We start from the raw sequence: 12,030 nt of genomic DNA, 5'->3' as shown, positions 1-12,030 counted from the left end.
GAGTTCTCTCATTTCACAGGATTTCGTCACCTCAGCACAGAGATTCCTCCGTCCGGACGAGACGAATCCCGGGAAATTCAGACGTTAAACAGGAAGTGACAGATATCGCCATCCTGCATCACATATTCTTTGCCTTCCACGCGAAGCTTACCAGCTTCGCGGATCGCTTTTTCCGACTGGTACTGTTCGAGGTCAGCCACCGAGAAGATTTCCGCTCGAATGAATCCGCGTTCGAAGTCCGAGTGGATGACGCCGGCTGCCTGGGGTCCAGTCGCGCCGATCGGAATTGTCCAGGCGCGGATTTCAATTTTCCCGGCAGTGAAATAGCTCTGCAGTCCCAGTGTGTGGTAGGCAGCACGTGCGACTGCGGCCAGTGCCGGTTCTTCCAGGCCGACACTCTCGAGCATTTCGTTGCGGTCGGCTTCATCGAGTTCCGCGATTTCGGCTTCGAGGCGACCACAGACAACGACGACTTCGCCCCCCTCTTCTTCGGCTCGTCCCCGTACCCGCTGTACGAGTTCACTTTCGCCTTGGAGGTCGTCCTCATCCACGTTCGCCAGATAGAGCACCGGCTTGGCGGTGAGGAACTGATAGCCTTTGAAAATTTTCCGTTTTTCCGGATCATCGAAGGTCAGCCCGCGGAGCGGTTTTTCTTCCGCCAGTCGTTCTGCGCAGGTTTCCAGGACGGCCAGCCGCATTTTGGCTTCGGCATTCCCGGAGCGGGCGGTCTTGGCGGCCTTATCCTTAGCCGAGTCGACCGTCTGCATGTCAGCCAGCATCAGTTCCATATCGATGGTTTCGATGTCGCTGATCGGGTCGACCTTGCCTTCGACGTGGATCACGTCGCTGTTCTCGAAACAGCGGACCACGTGCAGAATGGCATCCACGTTGCGAATATGAGAGAGGAACTTGTTTCCCAACCCTTCCCCCTCGGAGGCCCCCCGGACGATACCGGCAATGTCGACCAGCCTGAGAATGGCGGGGATGACTTTGTCGGTGGTAATGTATTTATGAATGATATTCAGCCGCGGATCGGGGACGTTGACGATTCCCACGTTGGGTTCAATCGTACAGAAAGGATAGTTCTCGCTTGCGATCCCCGCCGCCGTTAAGGCGTTGAATAACGTTGATTTACCTACATTCGGCAGGCCAACAATACCAGCTTCCATAGCTCTTTTCAGTCATCAGAGAATATTGATATCAAACCGACCCGGCGGACGCTCCCGGCCGTAGACCTTTCAGGTTCTTTGATTTAATTCCGGCCCATCATAGCGAACTGGGGAATCAAAAGGAAATGATCGCCCGGCGTCCTTTTTGGCCTTGGTGGCGGGAATCGGGACAGTACAACCAACATAAACCCTCTAACGGGAGTTGAAATCTAAGACATGTTAAATTATTGCTATCCATCTCTCACGGTGCCAGTTAAAATAGGAGCGGGCTATTCGCACTAAATCGATTTATATCTGAATGACTTTCCGAACAGAGAGACCTCAACGAGCACCCTATGCGAGCGATTTTTCAGCTTGTGACCTGCACATTGCTGCTACTGGTCACCTTCACCGACTGTCGCGCTGACAGTACCAATACCAGAAAGCCGAACGTTGTTCTGGTCATCACAGATGATCAGGGATACGGGGATATCGCCGCGCATGGGAATAAGATGATCCAGACGCCAAACCTGGATCATCTGTATCGCCAGAGTCTGCGTCTGACCAATTTCCATGTCGACCCGACCTGTGCGCCGACCCGCTCTGCTTTGATGACCGGACATTACTCCACGCGGACAGGCGTCTGGCATACAATTATGGGTCGCTCGCTGATGAATACCAACGAGGTCACCCTCGCTGAAGTGATGCAGAGTAACGGCTACAAGACGGGCATGTTCGGGAAATGGCACCTGGGCGACAATTACCCACTGCGTCCCCAGGACCAGGGTTTCGAAACCGTCGTGCAGCATGGCGGCGGGGGAGTCACGCAGACCCCGGACTACTGGCAGAACGATTACTTCGACGACTCTTACCTGCGTAACGGCAAGCCGGAGAAGTTCGAAGGCTATTGCACGGACATCTGGTTCCGGGAAGCGCTGAACTTCATCGAAACGAACAAGTCGGAACCGTTCTTTGCTTATATCTCGACCAATGCCCCTCACAGCCCGTACCTGGTTGATCCCAAATACAGTATCCTCTACGAGCGGAAAGGGGTGCCGAAGCAGATGGCTGCTTTTTACGGCATGATCACCAACATCGATGAAAACATGGGGCTGCTGGAACGTCGTCTCAAGGATTGGGGACTCGATGAGAACACGATCCTGATCTTCATGACCGATAACGGCACCGCAGCCGGTTTTAAACGTCCCCAGCCGGAAGACCTTTCCAAGAAACAGCAGCGACGACTTTCCAAAGGCAAACCGATCGTACTGGAAACCTGGCCCGGATTTAATGCGGGCATGCGGGGTACGAAGGGTTCAGAATACGACGGCGGACATCGCGTCCCGTGTTTTATTCGCTGGCCGGCCGGAAAACTGGACGGGGGGCGGGATATCACCCAGCTCTCGGCGCATATCGACATCCTGCCCACACTGGCCGAACTCTGTCACCTGACGATCTCCAGCGAGCTCAAGCTGGACGGCACCAGCCTGGTACCCATTCTCAAAGGGAAGAAAGACGCGTTGCGTAATCGGACCCTGGTCGTCCACTCACAACGGATCGAAACGCCGGAGAAGTGGCGGAAATCCTCTGTGATGACCGAACGCTGGCGACTGGTAAACCAGACGGAACTGTATGACATTCAACACGATCCCGGGCAGACCAAGAACATTGCGCCTGAATTTCCCGGCGTGGTGAAGTATCTGTCTGCGGAATACGAAAAGTGGTGGGAAAGCCTGAAGCCCCGCTTCACTGAATACGTGGCGATCGGCGTCGGTTCCCGGTTTGAGAACCCCGCCCATCTGACCTGCCACGACTGGCATGCTCCGATTCAGCAGGTCCCCTGGAATCATCAGCAGATCGCGAAGAATCCGATCGCCAACGGCTTCTGGATTGTCAACGTGGAAGAGCCGGGCACGTATGAAATCACCCTGCGGTGCCGACCGGAATCGGCCCATCATCCACTGAAAAAGGGTGTCGCCCGGATCCAGATTGGCGATCAGAAACAACGGCAAGACGTCGATGAAGGCGATCTTTCGACGACCTTCACCCTGGACCTGACGAAGGGACAGAAGAAGCTGCAGACCTGGCTGGATGAAGGGAATGGCGTCTCACGGGGTGCCTTCTTCGTCGAAATTTTTCGTAAAGAAAAGCCGTAACGTCGCAGACGAGATTCGGGTTCAGGCAGTTCGTGCCTGGGCGATCCCCATGCGGGCCTGAATGCGATCGGTCTCGATCAACTGCTTGAGTCGCCGCTGATTTTCTTCCAGTTGATCACGCGAATTCTCCGGGTGCCAGAGGTGAAATACGGGGGCTGCAAAACGGGCGTCTTTGTGAAACACTCCGTTACGGATCAGACGCAGGACGAGGTCTGAATCTTCCATGCCCCAGCCGGTGTAGTCTTCATCGAAGCCATTCACGGCGAGCAGATCTGCCTTCCAGGCGGAGAGATTACAGGTTTTGGCGCCTTCCCACTGCCGGGCAGTCCGGTGGCGGTAGTGTCGTCCCAGGGGCAGACGGCACAAAGGCAACAGACGGTTGATACTCCCCTCGCGTCGGGCGGCGAACCATTGCGCCCAGGTCCAGACTTCCACGGGCAGATTCTCTTCGAGTACCCGTTTTGAAAATGACTCTGACAGCAGCACCCGGTTCCCCGACAGAAACCAGCCGGCTTCCGCGTGCTGTTCGTGTTGGGCCAGGAACCAGCGAGCGGGAATGCAGTCCCCATCGGTGAAGACGATGTAGTCGGCCTCGGCAGCTTCGATGGCCCGATTCCGAATTGCTCCTGCGCGGAAGCCTTCATCGGGGTGCCAGATGTGTTTGACGGTGAACGGTGCTGTTGCCTGGAATGCTTCGATGACCGTTCGGGTTTCGTCCCGTGAACCGTCGTCGGCGATGAGCAGTTCATCCGGTGCACGCTGCTGACTCAGATAACCTGCCAGCACTGCTTCCAGGGCAGTGGGCCAGTTGTAGGTGGTGATGACGACAGCAAGTCCGGCCATGGAATTTCAGAGCTCTTCCTGTTTTTCCCGATTGAGAACCATCAGCTTCAGGTACCGATAGTAGGTGCCTTCCGCGTTGGATATCGCCAGCATGAAACCTTCTTTCCCGTCCAGAAAACCGGCCCGCAGAAAGTAGGTGCGGATAAAGGTCCACGTGCCGTGACAGATGGCCTTGCACAGGCTGGCCTGCTGCTGTTCTTCCGCCATCATTTTCGCACCCGCGGTAGAATAGGAATTCATCGTATTCAGAATCTGTTCCAGCGTGAGCAGAGATTCGTGAATGATGGGTTCCTTGAGTTTGCCTACTTTGCCCTGCACGACAATCCGCTCGTGGACCAGATCGTCGCTGAATTCGGCTTTGCCCCGACGAAAGAGGCGCACCACATGATCGGGCCACCAGCCACTATGCTTCATGTATCGCCCGCAGTAGTTGGACCGGCGGGGCATGGAATAGGCATCGTAGCGTTTGGGCATCTGGATGACGCGTTTGATTTCGGTCTGCAGGTCGTAAGAGATTCGTTCGTCAGCATCGATCGACAGGACCCACTCATTCGAGGCGTATCCGAGTGCGCGGTTTTTCTGAGGTCCAAATCCGGGCCAGTCGGTTTCGTAAACGTGCTCTGTGTATTCCTTGCAGATGGCCACCGTCTGGTCAGTACTGCCGGAATCCAGGACGATGATTTCATCTGCCCAGGCAATCGACGCCAGGCACTCGCGAATCGTAGATTCTTCGTTTTTAACAATGACGATAACCGATAACGACATAAAGCTGGCTTTTAAACTTCAGTAAGAATGGTCTATGTTTCACAGGAAGGTCGAACAAACATCAAGATTGTCAACCGCGCGCGATCCTGTTAAAAGAGGAATCCTGATCGATGTGAATACTATTATGATCAATTATGCCTTTTCCTGAAAGCTTGCCATGAGTTTGGCAGGAAACTGTAATCTGGAAAAGGGCAATCATCGAAATCATGAGATGCCAGGGTAAAATTGTCTGAATCCCCTCCCGCAGCACCACACCACTTTTCCTTATTTGATGACAGCGTTCCCTATACAACCATTCGCTGTCTCAAAGAAGAAGACTTACGTTCCGTGTGGCTGCTCGATATTCAGGGACGCGGACTGACTACAGTCAAACGCTGGCCCGCTGACTGGAAGCTCCGCTGGAAGTCACTCTTTGGTCAGTCACAGCCGCAACGCCAGGTGACGGGTGCCTGGCGACTGCTGCAGGCAGGGGTCAACACTCCTCAGCCGGCGACGCCCCTGTATCGTTCCGGCCCATTCTATCAGCTGGAAATGCCTTATATTGAGGGGACGACGGTTTACGAGGTCTTCAAAGCAGCCGCTCCGGAATCCAAGTCAGAGCTGTACCCTATCGCGCGGGAACTGGGGTCGATTGTACGTCGCCTGGCAGATGCTCAACTGCGGCACCGGGACCTCAAGCTGGAAAACATTGTTCTCAAGCAGGGTGAATCAGGGCAGAGTGTGCCCGCGCTGTGGCTGATCGATCCGGTGGGAATCCGTCGCTGTGCTTCGCTGGAAAAATCGCTGATCTGCATGCTGGACCGACTGGCGATCCAGCCACTCAATGAGGGGCTCCCCCTGCCCCTTTCGCTGCAAGTCATCTGTATACGTGCAGCGATTGAAAATCTGCCCCGGGAACACCGCAGGCATTTCTTCTCAAAGCTCAAAAATCAGCTGAAACACTCTACAGAACAGGGGGGGAACCGCTGATTGATCTTGCCCTGTCTGGCGAAAAGCAATACAAGCGGGGGCGTCGTTTTTCCTGCATGATCTCCCCCCGCCTTAGCATGCCTGTCTTCGCATGTAAGGCACCGATTCCTCAGGCCTGACATGAATCAATTGCCCGATAACCCACTGTATTTTAAATCTCCCCAGGTCGAAGCCACTTCCGGAGCCATCTGGCTGAAGCGGGCGCTGATCTTATGGGCCGTATTGTGGGTCGTGGTGAGTGTGAAATTTATCGTTCAGCCCGAACGAAAATCGGTTTATCCCTGCTTTGCAGACTCTTCGATCAACTGGTGGGCCGACCGCAACCTGTATGACAACGAAGCCTACAGCACCGGGTTTCGCTATAGCCCCACATTTGCGGTGGCATTCTCAGCTTTCGCAGTTTTTCCTCCGACCGTCGGGGGGATTCTCTGGTCCGCTTTGAACATCGGTTTGCTGGTCTGTGCGCTGCGACTGCTGGTTAAGGAAATCTTCCCCGGCTCTTGGACACGAATGCAGGAAGCGGGCTTTCTGATCCTCTGCTTGGTCGGTTGTACGCGCGCGATCTGGTCAGCCCAGAGTAATGCCCTCGTCTTTGCCCTGGCGGCGCTAGCGGTCGTCTGTCTCAAAAAAGAGCGCTGGTGGGGAGCCGCTTTTATTCTGGCTGCCGCCGTGCATATCAAGCTCTGGCCAGCTGCATTGGCGTTACTGTTGATGGCTCGCTTTCCGTTTCAGCTGGGTCCCCGCTTTGCGACCGCCTGTGCAGTGCTGGTGCTGCCCCCATTTTTGACACGCCCCTTGCCGGTCGTCGTTCAGCAGTACCAGAACTGGTATGACCTGTTGACCGGTCCGTATCGTACACTCAGACAGGCGGGATTGCGGGATGCTTACACGATTGCCGAGAACTTCGGGACCTACATTGACGATCGGGTCTACACACTTCTGCAGTTAGGAATGGCCGGACTGGCGCTTTCGTGGTGTCTGCGTCTGGCCCGCATCGCCACCTCGAAAGAAGCGTATTTCACCGGCGTCTTGACCACCTGGGTCTGCTGGCAGCTACTCGTTGGTCCTGGTACCGAACGTTTAACGTTTCTGCTGGCCGCCCCCATCGCCAGCTGGGCGCTGATCGTGAGTATGCAGGAACGTTGTTACCGTGGACTCGCTCTGACAGCCTGGCTGTTACTCGTCCCCCTGGGAATGGGTGCTGTGGAACGCGTCCTGCTGCCGGTCGCTGCCTGGTCACCGGCGATTTTACCGCTGGGAATTCTCCCGTTGATGGCCTGGCAGATGGCCTATTTTGAAAGCCGGGCACGCGAAAACCGGATGAGCCAGTCAGAGGGAGCAGACACGACAGAGGCTGCTCAGAATGCTTCCCTGGCCGCTTAAGAAGTATCTAAGCGGCTTTAGTCTGCTGTTGTTCCAGCAAAGAAACGACCGCATCAAAGACCTGATTGGCGGATAAGTCTTTCATACAGCGATGATGCCCCAAAGGACAGACCCGCTGCTGACAGGGACCGCAGTCCATCGCAAGCTGGAGGTGTTGTCCGCGTTCGTAAAACGTTTCACTCCACATAATATGTGTCGGGCCGAACAGGGTCACCACAGGCACATCAAACGGGGCTGCGAAGTGACGGGGACCGGAATCGGTGGTTACCAGTAACTCGGCCTGTTGAATCGCGGCCTTCGTGAGCCCCAGGTGCAACGGTTCCTCCGCCAGCGAAGTCACCAGGGGATGACTTGCCTGCGCGACGATCTGCAGGGCTTCCTCTTTTTCAGCGGGTCCACAGACCACCAGCACGGAACGCTGTAAGTCCGTGGCCAGGCGGTGTGCGAGTTCCGCGAAATTCGCGACCGGCCAATGTTTGGCAGCGCCGAACGCGCCACCCGGATTCAGACAGATCAGTGGATGACGTTGAAACTCCGCTGACTGTTTATTCCAGAAGCTTGACCAGCGCTGTTGATCGGCGTCGGTCACAGCCAGTTCCATTTTCCGCGAGAGCCCGGAGCCTGGTTTTGAATCAGCCTGCTCTACACCAATGATATGCGCGACGATCCGCAGGTATTCATCGATCGCCGGATGAGGAACCTGACGATCACCGGCTGGAAGCGCATCGGTCAAGAGCCAGCCCCGTCCATCCCGCTGGATACCCACGCGTCGGGGGATCCCCGCCAGAAAGCTGAGACAGGCACTGCGAAAGGAATTAGGAAACAAGACTGCCAGATCGAAGCGTTCCCGTCTGAGTTGACTCAGCAACTGGAACTGCGATTTCAGACTTTTCTCATTACCGCTGGCCAGGGAGCGATCGACCAGATCGAGTCCATTGAGGACTTCAGCCACGTATGGCTTCTGAATCGCTGTGATTTCCGCGTTGTGAAACTCATCACGTAATGCCCGTAAGGCGGAGGTCGCCATGACGGCGTCTCCGATCCAGTTGGGTAGAAAGACTGCAATTTTCATCCGGCTTTTCGTTTCGGAGGCTCAATAGGTTGATGGAGAGGCAGGATATCGGGCTGCCCGGCGGCTTCCCCGCGGATAATGCCCAGAATCTGTGTAGTGGAAATGCCCGGGGTAATTCCCAGTGCTTTGACTTCCCCGCCGTAGGCTTCGACCAGTTCCCAGCCGACAATTTCCTCTTTCGAGTAAGTGCCACCTTTGACGAGTAAATCTGGTTTGAGTTCATTGATCAGTTCACAGGGCGTCGACTCATCGAAGATGACGACATAGTCGATTCCTTCCAGAGCCGCCAGCATCAATGCACGATGTTCCTGTCCGAAGATTGGTCGATCCGGTGCCTTGTTCAGAGAGCGTACGCTTGTATCACTGTTGAGCGCGACGATCAGGCAGTCCCCTTCTGCGGCCGCCTGTTCCAGGTAGGAAACATGTCCCACGTGCATGACATCGAAACAGCCGTTGGTCAGGACGACTTTCTGTCCCAGTTTCTGCCGGGCCGAAACGTGCCGTTTGAGCTCTTCCAGCGAAAGCACTTTTTCACTTGTTGCACGGGCTCCCATGAGCAGGTCAGCCAGCATTTCTTCGCGGCTGATCGTGACGACGCCAATCTGTTCGACTTCCAGGCCGCCAGCCACATTCGCCAGGCGGGCAAGGTCCGCGGGGGCAATTCCAGCGGCACTGCCGACGCCGATGGTTGCCAGCACCATATCTCCGGCACCGGTGATGTCGTAAACTTCCCGTTTGCGGGTCGGCAGCAGTTCTGTTACACCGTCGGCCTGTGTTAACGCGATGCCATCACTGTCGAGCGTGACAAAGACATAGTCCAGGTTCAACTGTTCGCACAGCAGCTTACCAGCACGAAAGGCATCCGATTCGTTTTCAATTTCAAATTCGACCGCCCGGGATGTTTCGAGTCGGTTCGGTGTGATCGCGGTGGCACCTGAGTAGATCTGGTAATCGCGGCCCGGACAGGGGTCTGCAATCACGGGCACATTTGCCTCGCGGGCTGCCTGAATCACACAAGCCAGCACGTCCGGAGTACAAACACCTTTGGCATAATCGCTGACCAGGATCGCCTGTTGTTCGGGAATTAAAGGCAGAATTACGTTGAGTAACTGTTCGGAAGCGGTCGCATCAAGGGGCGTATTCACTTCCCGATCGACACGTAGAATCTGGTGCGGATGACGCTGCTGCGCCCGTCCGATGAACCGCTGCTTGACCGTGGTGGGTCGACTCGCATCGGCGATGATGGCCGAGCAGTCAACGCCCCGCTTCTCCAGGGCTTCCCGGATCACAACGCCATCCAGATCGGTGCCTGTCACCCCGGCCATGGTCACTTCCGCTTCCAGACCGATTAACATGTTGGCTACGTTGGCGGCTCCGCCCAGGCGGACTTCCTGGGTATCTTCCCGCAATAGAATCACCGGTGCTTCCTGGCTGATCCGTTCGGCATCTCCCCAGGTATAGCGGTCCAGAATCAGGTCTCCCAGCACAAGGATTTTCGGATGACCCAATTTTTGAATTGTATTGATTAAATGATATGACATTGATCGGCGTTTCAGACGAAGTGATAAATCCAGTTCAGTCAACGTGATCTGAAGAGAACTTCAGCCGCGGAATCATCATCAGAACGCGATTTTGAGTCAATGCCTTTTTTGTCAACCTGGCGACTTTAGAAAGGATAGCAGCCAAGTTTTCGCAGGTGACTGATGCAGAACCGTCTTGCCCCTGTGAAAACAGGAAGCAGACCGTTTTTTCTGCTGAGTTACTCCCCAAACTGGAGCTTGAGCAGTAGATCTTTGACTGCGGTCATGGGGATTTCGTCCTGCTCAATCGCCTTGGAAGAGCTGATAAAAACAGGCGCTTCCGCGTCTTCCCGCCCCGGTGTCGGCAGGCGACCGTGGCTTCCTTTGACCAGCGTTGCATCCAGACTGGTCAGATCCATGTAGTAGCGAAATCCCAGTTTCTTCCTGGCAAGACGACGGGCCAGGCGAAGTTTGGGGAATTTGATTTCCGGATCGATAAACAGTTCCACAGGATCGTACCCTGGTTTGCGATGAATATCGACGGTCCGTGCGTAATCGGGGGCGAGCCGATCATCCAGCCAGAAATAGTAAGTGAACCAACTGCCGGGAGCCGCCACGACGACCAGTTCGCCCGAACGTTCATGGTCGATTCCAAATTCGGCCTGTTGTCCTCGATCGAGGATCATCTCGATGCCGTCGATTTTTTCGAGTAGTGCTTTGACTTGTGCCACATCCTCAGGCTTTTGCACGTAAACATGGGCCAGTTGATGATCGGCGACGGCAAAAGCAGGTGAGGCACCGCAGTCCATGGTTTCCCAACCCAGGGCTTCCTGTCTGACCTGAAGCCAGCCGTGTTCCCTTAAAATGCGGTTGATGTGCACCGGCTGAGCAACATCCGTGATGGCATATTCGGAAAGCACCACTACTTCAGCACCGGCGTTTTGAGCGACGTTAATCAGACGTCCCGCTTCGTGATCGATGTCGCGGATATCCTGATCGATGACGGGATCTGATACGCCCAGACGTTGCAGGTTATAATCCAGGTGAGGCAGGTAAACCAGGTTCAGGTCTGGTTGTTTCTCCCGAAACACTTTGATGGAGGCATCGACAATCCAGCGGGAACTGGAGATATCCGCACCGGGGCCCCAGAACCGTAGTAAGGGAAAAACTCCCAGGTCAGACTGTAGTTCATCCTTGAGAGAAGCGGGCTGGCTGTAGGAATCAAAGACTTTCCTGCCATCAGCTGGATAACTGGGACGAGGTGTAACCGACCATTCCACCGGGGCATACATGTTATACCACCAGAACATTTTCGCTGTGGTGTAATCGGGGGCTCGTTTTCTGGCTGCTTCGTAGACTCGTTCTCCCTGAACGAGCTTGTTCGACTGCTTCCAGAACATGACCTCAGCCAGATCGCGGAAATACCAGCCATTCGCCACGATGCCATGATCGCGCGGCATCAACCCGGTCAACAGGGTCGACTGAGCAGAACAGGTCACCGCAGGTAATACGGTCCCCATAGGTCGCGAAAACCCCTGCCTGGCAAGGCGAGACAAGTTGGGCGTTCGTTCTCCCAGCATTTCATGGGTCAACCCGACAATATTGATCACAACCAGAGGTTTACGCATGAATCAGACACTCTACAGAAAGCTTTAAATAGTTTTAACTTAGTACATTGACCAGTCAGCATAGTCGATCAAAACGGAGATTGAAAGGTGTTCCAGACCGAGTAAAAAAGAGATATTTTCCGCCAGAATAATTGTTATAGACAGTTAGATTCCAAAACTCGAAACGTCCCTCCCAAAGCCAATTGTCTGAATAATTAATCTTAAGGAAATGAGTGTTCATCGTTTCAGATAAGTGATATACAGTAAAACTGAATTGAAATCCAAACGGCTCAGCCTCTCTATGTAACTACTATATTTAAACTTATAACTTTATATCCCGGAGATCCTTATTGTTCCCGGTTCGAATATTCCCCAAGCCAGAAAAGCTGTTTTTACAGAGATAAGTGTTTATCTGAGTAGATTTATATTGACTACTCATATTGTCTATTTTAGCTTATTTGTCATTTGTGTGATAATTGGAAAATTCCACATTATCAAAAAGGTTAGCTTCTAAATTTGTAAATATTTGAGTGAGTACTGATAATAATTTGACCATTCTATAACGAC

General features: G+C 54.3%; 9 protein-coding genes. 3 read left to right on the top strand and 6 right to left on the bottom strand.

Annotated features, from left to right (window positions below; all coding sequences use genetic code 11):
- Positions 1–77 precede the first annotated feature (77 nt).
- Positions 78–1,169, bottom strand: coding sequence for a redox-regulated ATPase YchF (gene ychF / locus RID21_RS21490; RefSeq protein ID WP_350192446.1), 1,092 nt, complete (start codon positions 1,167–1,169; stop codon positions 78–80).
- Between the two features lie 335 nt (positions 1,170–1,504).
- Here ychF and RID21_RS21485 point away from each other — a divergent pair, with 335 nt between their 5' ends.
- Positions 1,505–3,304, top strand: coding sequence for an arylsulfatase (locus tag RID21_RS21485; RefSeq protein ID WP_350192444.1), 1,800 nt, complete (start codon positions 1,505–1,507; stop codon positions 3,302–3,304).
- Positions 3,305–3,325: 21 nt separating this feature from the next.
- Here the strand turns inward: RID21_RS21485 and RID21_RS21480 are convergent, their stop codons facing one another.
- Complete coding sequence (locus tag RID21_RS21480; protein ID WP_350192442.1) at positions 3,326–4,147, bottom strand: glycosyltransferase family 2 protein; 822 nt, start codon at positions 4,145–4,147, stop codon at positions 3,326–3,328.
- A gap of 6 nt (positions 4,148–4,153) precedes the next feature.
- Positions 4,154–4,912, bottom strand: coding sequence for a glycosyltransferase family 2 protein (locus RID21_RS21475; RefSeq protein WP_350192440.1), 759 nt, complete (start codon positions 4,910–4,912; stop codon positions 4,154–4,156).
- 225 nt (positions 4,913–5,137) lie between these two features.
- Here RID21_RS21475 and RID21_RS21470 point away from each other — a divergent pair, with 225 nt between their 5' ends.
- Complete coding sequence (locus RID21_RS21470) at positions 5,138–5,881, top strand: BUD32 family EKC/KEOPS complex subunit (protein WP_350192438.1); 744 nt, start codon at positions 5,138–5,140, stop codon at positions 5,879–5,881.
- Positions 5,882–6,001: 120 nt separating this feature from the next.
- On the top strand, positions 6,002–7,264 hold the full coding sequence (locus RID21_RS21465) for a glycosyltransferase family 87 protein (RefSeq protein WP_350192436.1): 1,263 nt from the start codon (positions 6,002–6,004) through the stop codon (positions 7,262–7,264).
- A 7-nt stretch (positions 7,265–7,271) separates the two neighbouring features.
- Here the strand turns inward: RID21_RS21465 and waaF are convergent, their stop codons facing one another.
- The 3 genes from waaF to RID21_RS21450 form a co-directional block, all read right to left on the bottom strand.
- A complete protein-coding gene (gene waaF / locus RID21_RS21460) occupies positions 7,272–8,336 on the bottom strand; it encodes a lipopolysaccharide heptosyltransferase II (RefSeq protein WP_350192434.1) in 1,065 nt (354 codons plus the stop codon).
- Complete coding sequence (locus tag RID21_RS21455) at positions 8,333–9,877, bottom strand: PfkB family carbohydrate kinase (protein WP_350192432.1); 1,545 nt, start codon at positions 9,875–9,877, stop codon at positions 8,333–8,335. The genes waaF and RID21_RS21455 overlap by 4 nt, the downstream gene beginning before the upstream one ends.
- A 218-nt stretch (positions 9,878–10,095) precedes the next feature.
- On the bottom strand, positions 10,096–11,484 hold the full coding sequence (locus RID21_RS21450) for an alkaline phosphatase family protein (RefSeq protein WP_350192430.1): 1,389 nt from the start codon (positions 11,482–11,484) through the stop codon (positions 10,096–10,098).
- Between the last annotated feature and the right edge of the window lie 546 nt (positions 11,485–12,030).

The organism is Gimesia sp. (genome assembly GCF_040219335.1).
GTDB lineage: Bacteria > Planctomycetota > Planctomycetia > Planctomycetales > Planctomycetaceae > Gimesia.
This window is presented reverse-complemented; position numbering and strand designations above follow the sequence as displayed.